Origin of the sequence: Taibaiella chishuiensis (genome assembly GCF_003014535.1) — a bacterium.
Lineage (GTDB): Bacteria > Bacteroidota > Bacteroidia > Chitinophagales > Chitinophagaceae > Taibaiella > Taibaiella chishuiensis.
Window position 1 is genome coordinate 90,414 of the sequence record NZ_PYGD01000005.1, and the last position, 18,538, is coordinate 108,951.

General features: G+C 50.4%; 17 protein-coding genes. 4 read left to right on the plus strand and 13 right to left on the minus strand.

Annotated elements, in window-relative coordinates; all coding sequences use genetic code 11:
* The first annotated feature begins 307 nt into the window (after positions 1 to 307).
* On the plus strand, positions 308 to 862 hold the full coding sequence (locus tag B0I18_RS14180; protein ID WP_106523386.1) for an RNA polymerase sigma factor: 555 nt from the start codon (positions 308 to 310) through the stop codon (positions 860 to 862).
* Positions 859 to 2,031: an outer membrane beta-barrel protein gene (locus B0I18_RS14185; protein ID WP_106523387.1), complete on the plus strand. Its 1,173-nt coding sequence runs from the start codon at positions 859 to 861 to the stop codon at positions 2,029 to 2,031. The genes B0I18_RS14180 and B0I18_RS14185 overlap by 4 nt, the downstream gene beginning before the upstream one ends.
* Positions 2,032 to 2,210: 179 nt before the next feature.
* Here B0I18_RS14185 and B0I18_RS14190 read toward each other — a convergent pair whose 3' ends face one another.
* The 9 genes from B0I18_RS14190 to B0I18_RS14230 form a co-directional block, all read right to left on the minus strand.
* Positions 2,211 to 3,482 (minus strand): beta-ketoacyl-[acyl-carrier-protein] synthase family protein, encoded by a 1,272-nt coding sequence (locus tag B0I18_RS14190; RefSeq protein ID WP_106523388.1) that lies wholly within the window; start codon positions 3,480 to 3,482, stop codon positions 2,211 to 2,213.
* A 3-nt stretch (positions 3,483 to 3,485) separates the two neighbouring features.
* On the minus strand, positions 3,486 to 4,775 hold the full coding sequence (locus B0I18_RS14195; protein WP_106523389.1) for a beta-ketoacyl-[acyl-carrier-protein] synthase family protein: 1,290 nt from the start codon (positions 4,773 to 4,775) through the stop codon (positions 3,486 to 3,488).
* Positions 4,760 to 5,275: a 3-hydroxyacyl-ACP dehydratase FabZ family protein gene (locus B0I18_RS14200; protein ID WP_106523390.1), complete on the minus strand. Its 516-nt coding sequence runs from the start codon at positions 5,273 to 5,275 to the stop codon at positions 4,760 to 4,762. Before B0I18_RS14200 ends, B0I18_RS14195 begins: the two co-directional genes overlap by 16 nt.
* An 11-nt stretch (positions 5,276 to 5,286) precedes the next feature.
* Positions 5,287 to 6,807, minus strand: coding sequence for an apolipoprotein N-acyltransferase (gene lnt, locus B0I18_RS14205; RefSeq protein WP_106523391.1), 1,521 nt, complete (start codon positions 6,805 to 6,807; stop codon positions 5,287 to 5,289).
* Between the two features lie 84 nt (positions 6,808 to 6,891).
* Positions 6,892 to 8,469: a T9SS type A sorting domain-containing protein gene (locus tag B0I18_RS14210; RefSeq protein WP_106523392.1), complete on the minus strand. Its 1,578-nt coding sequence runs from the start codon at positions 8,467 to 8,469 to the stop codon at positions 6,892 to 6,894.
* Positions 8,470 to 8,557: 88 nt separating this feature from the next.
* Complete coding sequence (locus B0I18_RS14215) at positions 8,558 to 9,868, minus strand: hypothetical protein (protein WP_106523393.1); 1,311 nt, start codon at positions 9,866 to 9,868, stop codon at positions 8,558 to 8,560.
* Positions 9,869 to 10,123: 255 nt separating this feature from the next.
* A complete protein-coding gene (locus tag B0I18_RS14220) occupies positions 10,124 to 10,900 on the minus strand; it encodes a sensor histidine kinase (protein ID WP_181358475.1) in 777 nt (258 codons plus the stop codon).
* A 90-nt stretch (positions 10,901 to 10,990) separates the two neighbouring features.
* On the minus strand, positions 10,991 to 11,620 hold the full coding sequence (locus B0I18_RS14225; RefSeq protein WP_106523395.1) for a response regulator transcription factor: 630 nt from the start codon (positions 11,618 to 11,620) through the stop codon (positions 10,991 to 10,993).
* Between the two features lie 320 nt (positions 11,621 to 11,940).
* Entirely contained in the window at positions 11,941 to 12,663 is a 723-nt protein-coding gene (locus B0I18_RS14230) for a lysophospholipid acyltransferase family protein (protein WP_106523396.1), read from the minus strand.
* A 104-nt stretch (positions 12,664 to 12,767) separates the two neighbouring features.
* On the opposite strand from B0I18_RS14230, the gene B0I18_RS14235 reads away from it, so the two are divergent.
* Together B0I18_RS14235 and B0I18_RS14240 are read left to right on the plus strand one after the other, a co-directional pair.
* Complete coding sequence (locus B0I18_RS14235; RefSeq protein ID WP_106523397.1) at positions 12,768 to 13,595, plus strand: enoyl-ACP reductase FabI; 828 nt, start codon at positions 12,768 to 12,770, stop codon at positions 13,593 to 13,595.
* Positions 13,596 to 13,604: 9 nt separating this feature from the next.
* Positions 13,605 to 14,090, plus strand: a complete 486-nt coding sequence (locus tag B0I18_RS14240; protein ID WP_106523398.1) for an acyl carrier protein — start codon at positions 13,605 to 13,607, stop codon at positions 14,088 to 14,090.
* Positions 14,091 to 14,242: 152 nt separating this feature from the next.
* On the opposite strand, the gene B0I18_RS14245 is transcribed toward B0I18_RS14240, so the two are convergent.
* The 4 genes from B0I18_RS14245 to B0I18_RS14260 all read right to left on the minus strand — a co-directional run bounded on the left by B0I18_RS14245 (position 14,243) and on the right by B0I18_RS14260 (position 18,478).
* A complete protein-coding gene (locus B0I18_RS14245; protein ID WP_181358476.1) occupies positions 14,243 to 15,046 on the minus strand; it encodes a LamG domain-containing protein in 804 nt (267 codons plus the stop codon).
* 1,126 nt (positions 15,047 to 16,172) lie between these two features.
* Positions 16,173 to 17,273, minus strand: coding sequence for a DNA polymerase IV (dinB, locus tag B0I18_RS14250; protein WP_106523400.1), 1,101 nt, complete (start codon positions 17,271 to 17,273; stop codon positions 16,173 to 16,175).
* A gap of 9 nt (positions 17,274 to 17,282) precedes the next feature.
* Positions 17,283 to 17,651, minus strand: coding sequence for a YccF domain-containing protein (locus tag B0I18_RS14255; protein ID WP_106523401.1), 369 nt, complete (start codon positions 17,649 to 17,651; stop codon positions 17,283 to 17,285).
* A 23-nt stretch (positions 17,652 to 17,674) separates the two neighbouring features.
* Complete coding sequence (locus tag B0I18_RS14260; protein ID WP_106523595.1) at positions 17,675 to 18,478, minus strand: XRE family transcriptional regulator; 804 nt, start codon at positions 18,476 to 18,478, stop codon at positions 17,675 to 17,677.
* Between the last annotated feature and the right edge of the window lie 60 nt (positions 18,479 to 18,538).

The window sequence follows — 18,538 nt, forward strand, 5'->3', positions numbered from 1 at the left end:
ATCCGATACGATTTACGTCCGGCAGGATCTCCTGCCGGATTCTTTTTTGCCGTGCTATTGTAAAAAAATATTTATTTCGCTGCTAAGAACCGCATTATATCCTGCGTCTCTTAATTAGAACGGTGTAACCACAGCGCAGATGCGTGGCGCAATTTTGCTCCATATCATTTAAAAACAACCAAAAACAAACCGAAAAATAAAACATTAAAAAAATAGCTTACCCCAAAAGATAAAAACAAGGTACCAGGGCGGATAATTATTTCCCATCGCAAAAATCTGCAATACTATAGACGGGCACAGGTTACATATGATCATAGATGGCTGTATCAGGGGTAAGACCACGATGCAGAAGGAGTTCTATTATGCATTCTATAGCATGCTTATGAAAATTGCCATCCGTTATGCCCCCTCCCGGGAGGATGCGGAACAATGGGTACACGACGGGTTTCTGAAAGTATTTGCCCACCTCGGCCAGTTCAAGAACGAAGGCTCTTTTGAAGGCTGGATCAAGAAGGTGATGACCCGTACCTGTATCGACAACCTGCGATCGCGCAATGCCCTTAAATTCGAGGTAGACAATAAAACGGTATATAGCAATTACGAGATACCCGCACACGATCAGCCCGTCAGCAATGCCATCATCCAGAAGTTTTCGGCCGACGAGGTGCTGCGGCTCCTGAAAATACTACCGGATAAACAGCGGACTGTTTTTAACCTCCATGTTTTTGAAGAATACGGGCATAAGGAAATAGCCGAGATACTGGGTATTACAGAAAATCATTCTTACTGGCTGTTGTACCAGGCCCGCAAGAAACTGAAGGAGCGGCTTACCACCACCCCGGAAAAGAAAACAACGTTATGAAATTAACTGAATTAGAACAACGGATGAAAGCAGACTTCGACGAAAACGAATTTTCGCCGAAGGAAGGAGATTGGGAGCGAATGCAACAGGCATTGCAACCCAAACGCTCTTCTGTATTGCTGTTGCTGCCTTTCTCCAAAGCAGTGGCAGCCGCTGCCGTCCTGGTAGCACTGGGCACATCAGGCTTGTACCTGTTCTTTTCACATACGGGTAAAACGGGCAGCATAGCTCAATCGGCGCCGGCGCCGGTTAAACCCGCGGCACCATCAAAATCCCTGGCCGCGCATAAACCAGATGCTGCAGAAGAGGCGCCCTACCCCGGTTTCAGCGGGCTCGACCAGGCGAGGATAAAACCTGGCAAGACTAACGAAAACATTTCCCCCGCACCACAAGACAAAACAGATAATAAAACCAGTAACGAAACCTATACGGCACTGGCCGACCAGGACCAGGCCCAAACCACGCAGCCCCTTAAACCTGTTTCACCGGCAGACCTGCGCAACAGCGAACCCTCACCTACTTCCACAGGCCCCGCTTATACCCCCTACCAGGTGGCACAGGCCAATCCCCTCCGACTGGGCCTGGCAGCCGGTGTGGGCAAACCCAGTCTCGGTAATGTACAGTATAATGTAAGCGTCGTAGCCAGGACCCAGATTACCAACCGCCTGTTTGCCGAGGCCAATGTATCCCTGTCTTCAGGTAATATCAACTATTCGGAAAAAGGCGCTTTGCCTCCATCCGGCGGTAACGGTGGTAACGGCGGTATCCCTAGCGATGGTCTCAATAATATTGCAGAGCCGCCAAGCCTGAATTACGCCAGCAATATCATATCAGTAGGGGTAGCGCCATCGCTGGGTTATAAGATCAGCTCCAACCTCTCGGTTTCGGGCGGAGCAGATATTTATAAGGCATTGAACCGCGATCTGAAATACCAGTCTGCCGGCAATCTGCCCCCCGATAAATCGTACAGCCTGCCCATACCGCAACGCAGCATCACCGACTGGGATTTCGGTCTGAAGGCCCAGGCTGAGTTCCGCTTAAATAAAAACTTCTCGTTCAGTACCCAGTACCGCCAGGGTTTAACGCAGTATATACTCATAGATGGCCGGTCGCTCAAGAACTCAAACTTTACCGTTGGATTCCGGTATTACCTGCTTAAAGTGAAGTAGGCAAAAGTAGCGGACAACCCGGAAGAATGTACTCCTGGGCACAACAGGAGTACATTACCTATTAGATTAGAGCCAGAACCCGTTTACATCGGCGCAAGCTACGCATCAGTAAGATCCTTCGCTACGCCGAGGAGGGCAGCGGGAGCACCGGTAACAGGCCGTAACCGGTACATTATTCATTAACCGGTCCCCTTCTTCAATAGCACACAGGCATTAGCGCCGCCATAACCGGTGCTTAATTTAGCAGCGATACGCAGGGGCGCCTGTATAGCCGCCTGGCTAACGACCTTGCTTTCATCGATCAGGCTTGCTACTTCGGGATGCAAGGGCATAACATTACAGGTAGGATGCACAAAACCATGATAAAGCTGCAATACCGAAGCGATCGTTTCAATAGCGCCGGCCGCGCTCAGGCAAGTACCGATCATGGACTTGGTAGCATTCACATACGGGAAGTGCAGGCCCCTGCGGTCCAGTGCCTGCACCCAGGCCCGTATCTCATCACTATCGCGCCCGTTGGAAGCAAAGCTGCCTGATACCAGGTCTATATCGCCGGGCGCGACACCACAAGCGTCCAGGGCTTTGCTGATACAGGCCGTCATACCCGGCACCGAGTGCGCGGTAACCGGGTCGCCGGGCAGATCATGCCCCGAGGCAATATGACCACCCAGCACCTCAGCATATATCCTGGCGCCACGGCTTAACGCCGATTCCCTGCTTTCCAGTACGAGTGCGCCTGCGCCCGCACCCGGCACAGCGCCGGCAGCACGTTCGCTCAACGGCGCCAATGCATGTTGCGGTGCTGTGTTACTACCGGCATTCAGACGTTCGATCTTATCGAGGGCCGCCCATATATAAGGGCTATTGCTTTCCGAACTCCCCGCTACCATACGCGTTGCATAACCAAAACGGATACGGTCGTAGGCCATAAGCAACGCCTCTACCCCGGTAACATGATCGGATGCATTGGTCGTAACCTGGTTGCCGAGACCCAGTACACCACTCAGGTAGGCGCTTACGCCACTATTCATCGCTTGTTGGGCAGTACGGCCGCCGAGTTTTTTGACCATACCGGCATCAATATCCACGATACCGTTCCGAATAGCCTCGATACCATTACATACCGCTCCGAATATCGTGCCGCTATCCCAGTCCGGATCGGCTAAGGCAAACGGCAAACCCGCATCCCGCCAGGCTTCTACACCGGCCATACAGCCGTACAGGATGCCCGAACTCTTTAGTTTAACCAGGTTAAAGGTTTCGCAAAATGCCTGGACTTCCGCTTCCGAAAGTTCGGGAACACCGCCCAGAAGGCATTTGAAGCCGATGCTTTCCAGTTCGGGAAAGAAACGGATACCCGAACGGCCTTCCCATAAGGCCTTCCTGAAATTATCGATGCCCACACCATTGGGGCTCACTACACCAAGCCCGGTAATCACCACTCTATTCATGATCTACTCCTTGTTTTGCCATTTTTTAAAAAGTACACAGGCGTTGACATCACCAAAACCGAGACTGATCTTCGCAACGACATTCAGATCGGCCTCCAGGGTTTGCCGCGGTATTTTATCCCGGCTTACTATTTTTGCGATGTCGGGATGCACTTTCCGTACATTGAGCGATGGATGCACAAACCCCTGGTGCAGCTGTAATACTGCGGCTACCGATTCGATAGACCCTGAAGCGCTCAGGCAGTGACCGATCATGGACTTCATGGCATTTACAAAAGGGAAAGCCCTGCGCGAAAGCCCCAATGCCTGCTGCCAGGCTTGCATCTCGTTGGTATCGCCAATAGTAGAAGAGAGGTGTCCTGAAATAAGGTCGATATCGCCGGGCTTAATGCCACAGCTTTTCAGCGCCTGTTCGATACAACGTACCATACCGGCAACATTGCCTATCGTCATGGTACCATTACCGCGCTGGCCGCCTGCATTGATATGTCCGCCCAGGAGCTCAGCATAAATAAGCGCGCCCCGTTGCCGGGCCGACTCCAGCGTTTCGATAACCAGTGCACCTGCTCCCGAGCTGGGCACAAACCCGTCGGCATAAGCGCTCAATGGCCTGGATGCCTGCTGCGGGGTAGCATTGCCCGAACGGGTAAGGGCAAACAGGGAGTCGAAGGGTCCCCAGGCGTAGGGGCTGTAACTCTCACAACTGCCTACCAGCATCCGTTCGGCCTTGCCCATCCTGATGCGGGTATACCCGTCCAGCAAAGCTTCTGTGCCCGTATTACAAGCGGAGGAATTGGTCGATACCTGGTTACCCAGCCGCAGCACTTTCCCGATATAGGTACTTACACAACTGTTCAGCGATTGGATGGCGGTATACGCGTCGATACGCCCGGGCTCCCGGTTATCGACATACTGTATCGTTTTACGGGTAACATCGATACCGCTGCTGCCCGTACCAAAAATACAGCCGCTGCTTTCGTCACGCGGCGCTGCCGGATCCGGTACAGATGGCATCAAACCAGCGTCGGCCCAGGCCTCCGCAGCCGCGATGCACCCATACAATACACCGGTACTATCGATCACCTGCAGACCCGAAGTCCGGAGGAAGTCCTGTACCTGTACCGTGTCCAACCGGGGTATACCGCCTACCTGGCATTTAAAATTAAGCCGGTTCAGCTCCTCGACAAACCGGATCCCGGAGCGGCCTTCCCGGATGGCGGCTTCAAAAGCCTTTGTACCCGTGGCATTGGGGCTTATTACACCCAATCCCGTTATTACTACTCTTGACGCCATATATCCTGTTTCAAAATATTTTCTATATTGACGATGCCCGCCATGATACCTGAAGCAACAGGCTGGCCCGCGGCTGTTTCTATGCGTACATTACATTTGAGCTTATACAGTTTAAAAAAAATCTTTTCTGCATAAACCATAACACGTTCGCCGGGCCGGACGACACTTTTAAAAGCGAGGTCGGAAGAGACGAGATAAAACAAGTCGTCCATTTTAGAAGCCAGCAATTGTTCCTTATCAAAAGCGACTGCTGTTTTATGGTATTGAAGAAGACATTGTAATCCCAGGGGAATAAGCCCGATCTGCGCAGCAGTCTCCTGCAGGATAGAGCCCGGTACAACCGGGTTGCCCGGGAAATGCCCTTTAAAGAAAAAAGCATCGGGCGGGTAGGTGTAAGCGCCGGTAACCCTGCCTTCTTCCAGGGATATGATCTCGTCGACAAACTTAAAGGGTTCGGTTATCGGGAAGTGGGTAAGGATATCATCAGGTGTAAGCATCATAAAAATTCGGGTTATGTATTAAGGGTTCTGTAGCGATACACTAAAACGGTGGTAAAGGCAAGGGCCGCTATAACCAGCATCAGGTAAGGATATGCGACGGCCGGCGTCAGCCCTTCGTGGTTACGGACCAATAGCGTCTCCACATAAGGCTGATCGGTCTTTTCCCGGAAGACGATCCTGCCGCTGGCCTGCACCAGGCCGGAGTAGCCCAGGTTACTGTTCAGAATGATATCACGGCGCGTTTCGATGGCCCTTAAGCGGGCATGAAAAAAGTGTTGTTTGGGAATATACGAATCGGTGAACCAGCCATCGTTGCCCGGGTTGACCAGGAAGGTAGCGCCGGCCCTTACAGAAGCATACGCAGGCTCCGGTACCGACGATTCGTTACACAACACAATACCGGCCTTGCCATAACCGGTTATCAGCGGCTGGTCCGTAATGCCTTCTTTTACCCGGAAACCGGTACTGTTGAAGAAGGGCAGCAACATGCCGCAAAAAGGCTTTTCGATAAGGCTTAGGGCCAATCGCTTGTCGTACCTGCCGGCCACGGTATTGCCGGGCTTGATGCAGTAAACAGAGTTATAAAAGGTACTGCCCCGGTAATCGGTATTGATACCCGTGAGGTGCGTAACCCCGGATGGCCCGGTAATCTTATCGATCTCGTTGAGGAAATCATCGCCCGGCGCATAGTTCCAGGGAATAGCCGATTCCGACCATACCGCCAGGTTGGCTTTAGCTTTAGCCACCTGTACATTCAGCAGGAACATGCGTTCTGCAAAACTATTGGTATTGCCATAAGCCCATTTGAATTCAGGATTTATGTTTTCGGCAATGATTGCCGCCCTGAAGGGGGGCGGACTTCCGGTGGGTTGCCGCTGCTCGAAACGGGCAAGCAACAGCCAGCCCCAGCCCAGGTAAACCGCGATGAACAAAGGGGGGAAAAAGACGAACCGCCAAAGCCGGTAGTACAGGATATGCGCCAGGGCCGCATTGACAAATACGATAACGAAGGTAATCACCAGGGGGCCGAGTACGGTAGCGGGCTGCAGGGCAAAGATATTATCCCCGACTGCTACATAAGTTACAAACAGGGCCAGCGCGAAGCTCTTGGCCACATAGATCATAAAACCGTCGAGAAATACCCATAGTGAAGCGATAAGTGTTGCATTGACCAGGCCGGTCCGGATCGATGAGCCCCGGCATTTTAAACGGGCATACAACCAGGCGATGCCACCACAATACAGCGCGAAGAATAGAGCCAGCCCGCCAATGGCAAGTAAACCAAACAACAGGCCGGTACCCGTAAAGCGGCCGGCACTCGAAAAGAGCCAGGAGAAATTAATAACAGCCGTAACGCTACCGATCATTACACCCCGCAGGAAAGCCGTGCGGGGCGTGGCTTCTATAAAAGTAAAAAAGACGGCCACATACAACAACCACGTAAGCGGTGTATCGGCCATTTGAATACTGAGGCTTACCGGTATACAGCCCAGTATAGCGACCAGGTTAAGCTGCCTGCCGGATCGTATCATAAATTGCGGTTTTATTGCTTATGGTAAAGAGGCTGCCCCAGGTTTTCCAAGACAGCCTCCCTTTTTTACACTGAACTTATTGCACTAATATTTCACGATCTTAATCGTCTGAATAGTATTGTTGTTGTCGGTTACCGAGATCAGGTAATTACCTTTACCCAGCGCCGTTGTATTCAGCGTTTCGTTTTCAGCGCTAACCACCTGGGTCAGTACCAGCCTTCCGCTTATATCGCTCAGGCGGATCACCTGGCCGGGTTTCAGGCCATTAATCTGTACTTTGTCGTGGCAAGGGTTGGGGAAAACGTTTACAGCAGCCACCTGGCCGAAGATTACTTCGCGGATCACGGTATAACTGGATTTGCCATTCTGGCCGAGCTGTTTTAAACGATAGTAATTCACGCCCTGCAGCGGTGCTGCATCTACATAGCTGTACTTAAGGGTTTCGTTGCTGTTGCCGCCTGCAGCCAATGAAGGCGCAAAAGCGATCTTGCGGAAAGACTTACCATCGCTGCTGCGCTCGATGTCAAAGCCGGCATTTTTGCTTTCGCTGGCCGTAGCCCATTCGAGGTTTGCCTGTGTACCGGCTTTCGATGCATTGAAGTACAGCAGTTCAACTGGAAGTACAACATTGTTCTGTGCAGTAACCAGACCATCGCTACCGCTACCGTAGCTAAAGCCGGAGCCACCGGCTGAGGAGGAATTGCTGCCTGCAGTTGAAGGCCTCATAGTCATAATAGCCGTAGTGGGCACGGGGCCGGGAAAGGTTACTGACATATGGCAGATCTTAACCGGTGTGGTCGTGGTAAGGAAAGGATCTGTACCGCCGGGTACGATATTTACCGCGAACTTGGCCGATCCATTAACGCTACCACCAGCAAAATTGGTCAGGCCGCTGCAGGCGTAGTTTGGATAGAAATCAGAAGCGACCACGGTAGATTGAGCGCCGCCACTGGGCTGGCCAACATCGGTCATATTGAAACGCAGGGAAATAGCACCGCCATTTACACTGGAGGCTGCATTATAACCGGCACCGCGTTCCAGCATTACGTCGAACGTCATTACATTACCGGCTACAGATACATTCATAAAAGAAGCTTTCAGTTCCGGGGCCGAAAACCCGACGGTGTTCTGTGCAGTAACCTTACCATCGGAGCCGCCAGTATAGCTAAAGCCCGAACCGCCATTGGCAGAGGTATTGGTTCCTGCTGTCGACGCCCTCATCGTCATCACCGCTGAGTTGGGGATCGTACCGGGGAAGGTAACGGTCAGACGGCAGATCTTAACTGGCGTAGTTGCGGTAAGAAAAGGATCGGTGCCGCCGGGTATGATATTTACGGCAAACTTTGCAGCGCCTGCAACATCGCCGCCCGAAAAAGTAGTGAGACCGCTACAGGTGTAGTTGGTGTAAAAATCGGAAGCAACTACCGTAGATTGGGCGCCACCCGCAGGCTGACCTACATCCGTCATATTAAAGCGCAGGGAGATAGCGCCACCGTTTACGCTGGTGGCTGCAGTATAATTGGCTCCCGGCGCCAGCATCACATCAAATGCCAGTACACTGCCGGAAATCGATACATTGGTAAAAGAGGCCAGTAGTTCCTGGGCCGGGGCAGCGGAGAAGATTCCGCAAACAGTTGCCAGTAATAAAAGGATTCGTTTCATTGATTTTTTGTTTTTTGAGGAGGAGTGGAGCGCACTCCTTATTGAGTTTGATTAAAATAGTGGCTGAATGGCTTCAATTTATACCGGTCTAAAGATCGCCGTAGTCCATAAAAGCACCGTTCAGGAAGCTGTTTTTTACATGGCCTACGTCAGAGGCGCCGGTCTCCGCATCCATGTCCAGGTCTGCGTTATTATAGGTTCCGGCATCTCCGTTCAGGAAAGAAGCGGTAACCGGCGAGATGTCCGATGCACCCACTTCCCCGTCCTGGTTGATATCGCCGGGCCACATTACTTTGAGGGCGCCTGCTGCCTTCTGCGAGGTGGTGGTGCCGGTACTGAGGTTAACCGTAGTGGTGGTCATGGTATTATCCAGGGTTACCGCCTTTGCTGCGGCAAGGTGGTTGCGGTGTTTTACCGTAATCACAAAGTTGCCGTTTACATGCGGCAGCACCAGGTTGTTATAAGGCGACACAGGACTTACTACCGATCCGTTACTCAAAAGCAATGCAGGATAGCTATTGGTCGGTGTTCCGGGCGTTGCGGCATTGCTCAGCTGAACGGTTACCCAATCGGTTACACGTTTGCCACCTACGGTAAGTGCATTGATATTGGATACCGTAGCGCCGCCGAAGGTTGTGGGTAACAAGCCGCTATTAGCCAGCAGGGTTGTCATGGTAGAGGTTGCGGTAACAAAGGGGCCGCCCAGGAAAACGGTGAGCGCCGCGCCGGTATTGGTAACCTTGATATTAGCCCCGGTTTTGAGATTGGGCACACCACTTAAATAATTGTATGCCTGGGGTACCTGGGCTGCTCCGCCCGAAACGCCCTTATACCGGAAATAATAAACTTTGTTGTTGTCGATATTCGACGTCGGTTTAATGGTAAACTCCACTTCATAACGTTTACTGGTTTGTACCGTACTCGTAGCATAAGCAGAGGTGGTTACCGCACCGCCGGAGAAAGGATCGTTAGGCGAGGAAGCATTGCTATTCGTTCCCAACTGGTTCGTTGTCGGGCTAAAGGTACCTGTGATAAAAGCACTGGACGAAAGGGTGAACGCGGCCGTTGTTGCAGTACCCTGCGCCGGTATATCGATCCAGTTATTATCATAAACGTTGCCAAGACCGAAACCCGAAGGTGAAGCAGCATCGGCATTGGTGGTATACTGTAACATAAGCGAACCGTTATCGGATTGGTAATTGGAGTAGATACTGATCCTCAGGCGCACGGGAGCAAAAGGATCGTTGATGGTAACCTGGTTATTGGCCGCAGCTTTCCAGGTTGCCGCAGCTTCTCCGCCATCATCATTTCGCCAGCGCCAGTGGCCCACCTGCGTCGCGGTGGCAAAGGCGGTATGACTAAGCACTACCGCCAACAGCGCAAATAAAGTTTTTTTCATTTTTTGATAATTTTTAGGTTTAAATAAAGGAATCATAAAGCACAAGCGTTTAATGCACACCCGGCAACAGGACCAACAAGCCTGCCGGGTAAAAGTGTGTTGGGTAATTATAAATCGAAGCCACTCGAATGACTGTTGGCAAATGTTATTCCATTATTCGCGGCCTCCTTCGGGAATTAGTTTATAAAAACTACGGCTATCTTATTCTATGATAGAGTACAAAAAAGGCCGATAACACCGCATATGCTTCAATGCTCAAACCGGGAAAATTGCAGTCACTTCCGTTCCTTCTTTCCCGGATCTGATCTCCAATACCCCATTCATTTCCTGCATACGGCGCTTCAGCCCCTGCAGGCCTATTCCCTTTTTCCCGGGCTCCGTGCCGGTATCGAATCCTACACCATCGTCTTTAATAGTCAGTACCAGGCCCTCGATATCTTCATAGAAAAGAATGCTGACATGTTTAGCAGATGCATGTTTGCCAATATTGACCAGAACCTCCCTGATCACCAGCAGCAGGTTGAAGCGTTGGTCCAGGGGTAAGCGTTTCAGCGCAGTGGCATCAATCGAACAGGCCAGCTGGTAAAGCGGGGCAGGCAATAAGGTGTATATCATGTCGACGGCTTTGTCGGCAAATACCTGCTCTGCCCGGTCGGCTTGCCGGTAGTACAACTCGTGGCTCTCGCTCCTGGCAATGTCGTATACTTCTTTTACGGATTGCGACAACCCCGAGAGCCATTCTTGCTGGTCACTATTCTCCGTCATCAGCAGGCGCAGCTCTACCCTTCTGTGCAATACGGCAATAGCGCCTGCCAGGTGTTCATGTATCTGTGTACCCACCTCTTGCATCTCCTCGCGCAAGGCAAGCAGGTATTGCTGCTCCTGTACAATACGCTCCAGTCGCGATCCGGTAGTAATCGTTTCTATCGTTATCGATAGCCGCCTGTTTTGCCGCCATAGTACAAGTATCGTAACCAGGGCAACCATCAACAGGAAGGCCAGGCAATACAGTACAGGGGTGTTGCATATCATAGCAGCATAAAATCTTCGCATTTACGGGGCCGACCTATAGGAAGCACATCCATACCGTACTTTTCTATAAACCCATATCCCCCTTACGCTTTAGTTCAGGTTATTCTCAAACGCATACTTTACCAATTCGGCAGCGCTATGCAGGTCGAGTTTGCTCATAATATTTCTCCTGTGCGCCAGTATCGTATAGGTGCTCAGGTAGAGCATGGCAGCACTTTGTTTTACAGAATGGCCTGCTGCTATGGATTGCAGCACTTCCAGCTCTTTTTTTGTAAGTATGGATTGTTCGAGCAGCCGGGCCTCTTCGAGGAAAAGCCGGCAAATATCTGCGCTCAGCAACGGCTTCTGATCATGCCTGCTTTCAACAGCGCCACGCAACTCGTCGCAGCTGGTGCATTTACTTAAAAAACCATTCACCCCCAGCTTAAGACAATGCCTGATCTGGGACAAAGCCAATACGCTGCTCAGCATAATAATGACCAGATTCGGGTTATTATTCCTGCAATCGGCCAGGAAACTTTCCGTCAGGTAAGCCGGTTCTGCAGGAAAAAGCAGGTCGAGAAAAAGAAAATCATAACTCCTGGTCTTCAAGGCAACGAGCGCCTCCGAAGGTGTTCTGAGGGTATGCACCACGCAACCCGACCACATAGACTTAAAGACCGCTACCATACCCTCAGCAAACAAAACATGATCATCGACAACCAGTATATTGCACAACATAAAGTAGTTTTTGAAATACCTTGACCGCTAAAAGACACATACACAATGCAATAAAAGCATATAGTATGCATAAACAATGGCGGCAAAGATATTGCATGCTTAATCTATAAACATACTCTCGATAAGCTATTTTAAACGAAACAGATTAAATTGATATGAAGTCAAGAAAAGGACATTTGTATTAATTTACATTATTTAGACCTGTTTTAGGTAGCTGCAAAAAAATACATCAGCAGTCGGGTCATAACCAGGCCCGCAGTTAATCCATAAACATAATAGATAAGTCTAGTTTGTAAAAACTATTTATAACCCACAAGCTGTTATGGCTGTGCTAAAGACCATGCTTTTTCCATTACATTTATCGCATCGTTTTTTAATTGCGCCGTTTGTCCGTTATCGTACCTGCTTATGAGTATCCTGTCGGAGAAGATAACACGGACACGGCCCGGATTGAGGGAAAAGATGCTCCGGTAATGCATACGGTCGCGGTTGTCGGGAAAGAGCATGGGTTGCAGGTCGATTTTGCGGGCAAGGGCCAGCTTGAATGCCCCGTTATAAAAGGTCTTTAACACCGCGCCGGACTCGTTAAAGGTACCCTCCGGAAAAATGAGCACAGCATAACCTTTAGCCAGCGCCTTATTGAGCATGCGCACACTCATTGCCCGGTCGCTGCTATCCTGGCGATCCACACCGATCACAAGCCGCCGGTAAAAGAAGCCCAGCAGCGGGATGCGCCCCATACCGCTTTTACCCAATATGCGGTATCGCCCCCGGATCGAAGCCATAGCCGTAAGGATATCGAGATAGCTGCTGTGATTAGCAATAAGGATACGCTGCTCCCGGTTATAACGGGCTTGCCCGGTAATCCGTAACCTCAAAAAAGTGAGTCCTAACCAAAGCCGGGCTATATACCGGAGCAGCACATAGGCCAGGTTAATCGCAGCGTCGGTATTGATAAACACACAGGCAATAAACAAGGGGCCTGTAAGCAGGAAAAGCAGTACCAGGCACAACACACCATAAATAAAAAAGACGATACGCATCGCCTGCAAACATAACCAAACGACAACTTGAAAATATAGTTTCCTAAGGGTATAATTGATTGCAACATGCCCGGTGGCATGATGTTTGAAACAGATTCGACAATATGAGCAAAGCAAAATCCGGCCAGTTATTAAAAGGCAAAACGGGCATTATCCTGGGGGCGCTCAACGAACAGTCCCTGGCCTGGCATATAGCCCTGCAATGCAAGCAGGAAGGGGCACGCATCCTGCTAAGCAATAACAGGGTAGCCCTGCGGCTGGGTTGGATACATGAACTGGCAGCGCTTACCGCTGCGCCAGTAGTCTGTACCGATATGGCCGACATGGCCCAGGTAGAGCAGCTTATCGATGACGCTATGGAGCACTTCGGCGGCAAGATCGATTTTATACTGCATGGCGCTGCCATGAGTTACAACATCAGGAAACAGAATCCCTATACGGATCTCGATCATATACTGCAGCAAAAAACCATGAATGTGTCGGCGCTGAGCCTGCACAAGCTATTGCAGGCCGCCTTTCAGAAAAATGCCATTAACGAATGGGGCAGCGTGGTAGCGCTCACCTTTGCCGCGGCCCAACGCGTGTTTCCAGGCTATAACGAGATGGGCGATGCCAAGGCCCTGCTCGAAAGTATAGCCCGCAGCTTCGGTTACTATTATGGCAAAACGCATAAGGTAAGGATCAACACCATATCGCAGTCGCCTGTAAAAACCATAGCCGGCGATGTGATCGATAATTTCGACCGCTTCTTCCATTATACCGACCAGGTAAGTCCGCTGGGAAATGCGCCTGCAGCAGCTTTGGCCAAATTTTGCGTCACCCTGTTCAGCGACTATACCCGTTATCTTACCATGCAAAACATCTTTCACGACGGGGGCTTTAGCATGACCGGCATCAGCGACGATATCGAAGCATTAAACACCATAAAATAATATTGACCGATGACAGTACAGGCAACAAAAAGTCCGAAGAAAAAAACAGCGACCAAAAGCGTAACAGCCGATAAGCCGGCACGGCCGGCAAAAGCCGGGATAAGCACCGGCGACGAGAAACCCGAATCTAAAAAACCGGCTGCCGCGCCTAAAAAGGCCGCGACCAAAAGCAAGCCCAAAGCGGCAGACGTACCGGCCGTCGTTATGCCCGATGCCACACAGGACGTTGTGTTCGATCCGGAGCTGGTCGCTAAAATGAAAAAGATCATTGCCGCTTATACCGACCAGCACGCGGCCCTGGACCAGATTACAGAGGATACCGACAATAACTTTATACAGGTATTGCATATCGATTCGGTAGATGTGGTGGAGATCATTATCGATACCGAGAAAGAGTTTTCCATCACCATCGAAGATGAAGAGATCAAACATCTGAAGACCTTTAAGCTACTGTACCTGCTGGTGGAGCAGAAGATAAAGGCTGTTGCTTCATAAGCCGTCATGCTCTGCTGCATTCAGCATGACGGCCGGGAGTGATGGGATACATAACATATAAACTGAAGACGGTCGTTCTGAGCGAAGCGCAGAATCTCAGCCCCAAGCCGGCTTTGCCAACATATCCTGCCCTGTACAGGGCAGGATATGTTTTATTCCGTCAGGCAACAGGGTTCCATATCACGCAACGCGATAACCTCAGCCTGGCTAAGCGTTTTACTCAATAGCACTACATCATCCATTTTACCCTGGTATCTTCTTCCTAGTAAAAGATAACCCAAATCCTGTACTGTAGCGTTATTTACCGGGATGGTTTCTGTGTTTTGCAACACGCCATCGCGGTATATTTTAATTTGTTTTGCAGCATAGTCGTAGGTAGCTGCAAGGTGATGCCAGCTGCCTGTTCTTACCTTTACCTCATCCATGCAGGATGCTGTAGTGCCTATGGGCAGAATATTCTGGTCCCATACCGAAGTGGTATACTCAAATACGGCTTTCCGGCAATCGAACAGCGCAACTGCCCAGGAGTATTGCATAGGCGCATAACTATTAGGGGCTTGCGTACGGCAGACTAAGGTCTCTAGTGGCAGACGAGAAATACTATCAAAAGGTTTATACCAAAGGGAAATGGAAAATTGAGTAAGGCCATCTAAAAACGTGGCATCCGTCAACCCGACGTATTGGTTAAAGTTTTCCAGGCTATCGGCAAAGTTGAAAGCACAATTTGGATTGCCATTGCGGTCGGCGATGGGTCCATTATATGAGGTATTGGTAAGATGATGGCCGTTGCCCGAAAAGTCGTTAAGGCTTCCTTTATCAAAGGGGTAAAAAGCAAGCACAGAGGACTGCAGGCTGGCAGGAATACAAGGTACCGTTGTACGGCTTTTACTTTTGTTACAGGCGTTCAGCGACAGCAAAGCAAGGGCAGCCGCCAGGAAGGGGAGTTTTTTTTTCATGTCATTTTTTTTAGTGCTAACTAAGAACATAGAAAAAAAACGCAGCAATGCATTGGTTATTATAAACATTCAAATTATTTTTTGGCACACAACCTTGCCCAGGCTCTTTGTATTTATCGCATATGCCACCATGGTTACCCACAGGATATTCAAACACGCTACATTTCAGCAGTAGTACGGGCAACCGGCAAAAAAGGCGTGACACCTAAAAAGTGAGACTGTCATCCTGAGCCCCGCGAAGGATCTCATCGATTAGCTGGCTTTATTAAAGTGGCCCTATTGGAGTGTTCCTATCCTGCCGGTTAATGTACGTTTCACCTGTAATAAATGGGAACAACTTAAACCTGTATCGCATCGGAGACTCCCGACGTTAATATCCTTCGCGGGGCTCAGGATGACATAGGACTAACCTAAAATGGACAAGCTACACGTACTTCCTCCGGTAGCTGGCTTTATTGGAGCGATTGTATTAGAGGGTTGTCGTCATCGGGAGCCCCGCGAAGGATCTCGTCCGTAAGCTGGCTTTATCAGCGTGATTGTATTGGAGTGTTCCTGTCCTGTTGCGTAATGCATGTTTGGTCTGTAATAAATGTGAACAACTTAAACCTGTGTCGCATCGGTGACTCCCGACGTTAAGATCCTTCGCGGGGCTCAGGATGACATAGGACTAACCTAAAATGGACAAGCTACACGTACTTCCTCCGGTAGCTGGCTTTATTGGAGCGATTGTATTAGAGGGTTGTCGTCATCGGGAGCCCCGCGAAGGATCTCGTCCGTAAGCTGGCTTTATCAGCGTGATTGTATTGGAGTGTTCCTGTCCTGTTGCGTAATGCATGTTTGGTCTGTAATAAATGGGAACAACTTAAACCTGTGTCGCATCGGTGACTCCCGACGTTAAGATCCTTCGCGGGGCTCAGGATGACATAGGACTAAATAAAATGGACAAGCTGCGCGTACTCCCTCCAGTAGCCGGCTTTATTAACATGATTGTACCCGAGGGTTGCTGTCATCGGGAGCCCCGCGAAGGAGCTCATCGATTAGCTGCCTTTGCCAGGCAGAGGAATCCCTCTTCCGCCCTTGTTGGTGTTGTCACCAACAAGCTCCTTTACCAGGTCAGCATCCCCCCTCAAAACAACCGCAACTGTTCCCCGTCTTTGGCATCATGATGATCGGGCTCTTCGAAGTTAGAGAGGGAAATACCCAGCAGGCGCACCTTACGATCGCCAAGACCTGCACGGTCCAGCAGTTGACGGGCTGTAAGCCGTATGGTGTCCAGGTCGGCAAAGGGTATAGAAAAAGAATGATTACGGGTTATCTGCTTAAAATCGCTGAACTTGACCTTGAGCGTCAGCGTACGGCCTTTCAGGTTTCTTTTTTCCAGGCGATCCGCCACCAGCGCGGCGATGCGGTCCAGCTGCGCATAGAGCTCGTTAGATAATTCGATATCGTAGGCAAAAGTATCTTCGGCGCCCATCGATTTGATCTCGCGGTGCGGCTGTACGGCCCGGTTGTCGATACCGCGGATAATGCGGTAATAAAAACGGCCGGGCTTACCGAAGTGTTGCAGCATTTCGGCTTCGGACAATTGCTTCAGATCGGCGCCGGTAAAGAGCTGCATGCGTTTCATCTTTTCGGCGGTAACCCGGCCCACGCCAAAAAACTTCTCGACTGGTAACTGCTCCATAAATGTTTCGATCTGCGAGGGACCAATAAAGGTAAGACCATCGGGCTTGTTCATATCGCTGGCGATCTTGGCCACAAACTTACTGACCGATATCCCGGCTGAAGCCGTAAGGTTGAGTTCAGCTTTAATAGCGGCACGGATTTCTTCGGCAATGGTAATGGCCGAACCTATGCCCAGCTTATCTTCCGTAACATCTAGAAAGGCTTCGTCGAGCGAAAGCGGCTCGATAAGATCAGTATACCGCTGAAAAATTTCGCGGATATGGCGGGATACCGCTTTATATACATCGAAACGCGGATAGACAAAGATCAGTTGTGGACAAAGCTGCAAAGCCCTGCTGGAAGCCATTGCCGACCGTACGCCAAACTTACGGGCCTCGTAGCTTGCCGTAGCCACCACGCCCCTGCCCTGCGGCGAACCGCCCACAGCAATGGCTTTACCCTGCAGCTCGGGGTTATCGCGTTGTTCGATCGAAGCATAAAAAGCATCCATATCGATATGGATGATCTTACGTTGCCGGTATGGATGCACATCGTCCTCCATAATGATTACTTACACCAGTTGTTTACCAAAGGGCATCATCGAAAGCTCGAGCAGCTTCAGGTGCTGTTTGGCAAAAGGTATACCCACTACGGTAAGCGTAAGCACTACCGCCCAAAATAAATGATTAAGCGCCGTAAACAATCCGCCGGACACCAGCCAAAGCAGGTTGGCAAACAACGAAAGGCAACCGCCCGAATAAGGATGGCTTTCGATACGCAGGCCAAAAGGCGCCAGGGAAGCGGCCGCCAGCTTGAAGCATTGAAAACCGAAAGGCATGCCTACAATGGTGATACAAAGCAGGATACCGCCAAACACATAACCCAGCGCAGTAAACAGGCCACCGCAGATAAGCCAGATGAGGTTACCAATCAGGTTCATAATGATTAATAAGGTTGAGGGAATTAGTTCTTTTTCATCTTCCGTAAATCTTCCTGGATTTCCTTAATGGCCTTGGCCATTACCTGCATATCGGTTTCAGGCTCGGGCACCTCGCGGGTCTGGTAACTATAAAAGGCCCATACCTCCAGCACTTCGGCCACAGGCACCCGGTAAGGTTCGTAAATTTTATTCAACGAGGCCAGCAATACCTGCCCGTCCTTTTCAAAAGTTACCTGTTTAAATACAAAATCCTGCTCGCCTTTCAGCACCACGATGCATAAGGTAGCGGGCTTTACATCGTGCCAGTCCTGTACGAATTTGCAAATCACATCGCTGCCTTCGGGTATGGGCAGCATAGAATCTCCAGTGGTCGGAAACATACGGAAGGTGCCCGACCGGGGCAGGTTGGGCAGGGAAAATTTAGGCAAGGCGGCAATAAACTCAGGATCGTTGAACGCGGCCCGGTAACCGGCTTTGGCCTTTACGGGCACGTATTCCATATTCTCCCGGTCGTCCTTATCGACCGATACGGCCAGCACGCGCAACTGGTTGCCCGAGCGATAGCCATCGCCACCCGCTTCGAGTTCGCGCAGTTTAAAGGCGCTCAACGCCGACAGGTCGAGCCGCAACAGGTTGTCGATACTGATACGGAAGTAGTCGGAAATGCGGATCAGGTCGTCGACCGGCGGGTTTTGCGTTTGCCCGTTTTCGTGGGCATTGTACTTCGACCGGCTCATACCCAGCTGTTCCGACAAGGTATCCTGGCTTAATTTTTTCCTGGTTCTCAGAAACTTAAGATTGGTAGCCCAAAATTTTTCTACACCCATGAAGCGTGATATTATTAAAGTCGTATTTTTGTCATTGTAGGTGCCAAAAATAAATAATTT

Excerpts from the sequence above, each read along its gene's own strand:
- B0I18_RS14180 (WP_106523386.1), top strand. The coding sequence starts at position 308 with ATGATCATAGATGGCTGTATCAGGGGTAAGACCACGATGCAGAAGGAG.
- B0I18_RS14185 (WP_106523387.1), top strand. The coding sequence starts at position 859 with ATGAAATTAACTGAATTAGAACAACGGATGAAAGCAGACTTCGACGAA.
- B0I18_RS14190 (WP_106523388.1), bottom strand. The coding sequence starts at position 3,482 with ATGAATAGAGTGGTGATTACCGGGCTTGGTGTAGTGAGCCCCAATGGT.
- B0I18_RS14195 (WP_106523389.1), bottom strand. The coding sequence starts at position 4,775 with ATGGCGTCAAGAGTAGTAATAACGGGATTGGGTGTAATAAGCCCCAAT.
- B0I18_RS14200 (WP_106523390.1), bottom strand. The coding sequence starts at position 5,275 with ATGATGCTTACACCTGATGATATCCTTACCCACTTCCCGATAACCGAA.
- lnt (WP_106523391.1), bottom strand. The coding sequence starts at position 6,807 with ATGATACGATCCGGCAGGCAGCTTAACCTGGTCGCTATACTGGGCTGT.
- B0I18_RS14210 (WP_106523392.1), bottom strand. The coding sequence starts at position 8,469 with ATGAAACGAATCCTTTTATTACTGGCAACTGTTTGCGGAATCTTCTCC.
- B0I18_RS14215 (WP_106523393.1), bottom strand. The coding sequence starts at position 9,868 with ATGAAAAAAACTTTATTTGCGCTGTTGGCGGTAGTGCTTAGTCATACC.
- B0I18_RS14220 (WP_181358475.1), bottom strand. The coding sequence starts at position 10,900 with ATGATATGCAACACCCCTGTACTGTATTGCCTGGCCTTCCTGTTGATG.
- B0I18_RS14225 (WP_106523395.1), bottom strand. The coding sequence starts at position 11,620 with ATGTTGTGCAATATACTGGTTGTCGATGATCATGTTTTGTTTGCTGAG.
- B0I18_RS14230 (WP_106523396.1), bottom strand. The coding sequence starts at position 12,663 with ATGCGTATCGTCTTTTTTATTTATGGTGTGTTGTGCCTGGTACTGCTT.
- B0I18_RS14235 (WP_106523397.1), top strand. The coding sequence starts at position 12,768 with ATGAGCAAAGCAAAATCCGGCCAGTTATTAAAAGGCAAAACGGGCATT.
- B0I18_RS14240 (WP_106523398.1), top strand. The coding sequence starts at position 13,605 with ATGACAGTACAGGCAACAAAAAGTCCGAAGAAAAAAACAGCGACCAAA.
- B0I18_RS14245 (WP_181358476.1), bottom strand. The coding sequence starts at position 15,046 with ATGAAAAAAAAACTCCCCTTCCTGGCGGCTGCCCTTGCTTTGCTGTCG.
- dinB (WP_106523400.1), bottom strand. The coding sequence starts at position 17,273 with ATGGAGGACGATGTGCATCCATACCGGCAACGTAAGATCATCCATATC.
- B0I18_RS14255 (WP_106523401.1), bottom strand. The coding sequence starts at position 17,651 with ATGAACCTGATTGGTAACCTCATCTGGCTTATCTGCGGTGGCCTGTTT.
- B0I18_RS14260 (WP_106523595.1), bottom strand. The coding sequence starts at position 18,478 with ATGGGTGTAGAAAAATTTTGGGCTACCAATCTTAAGTTTCTGAGAACC.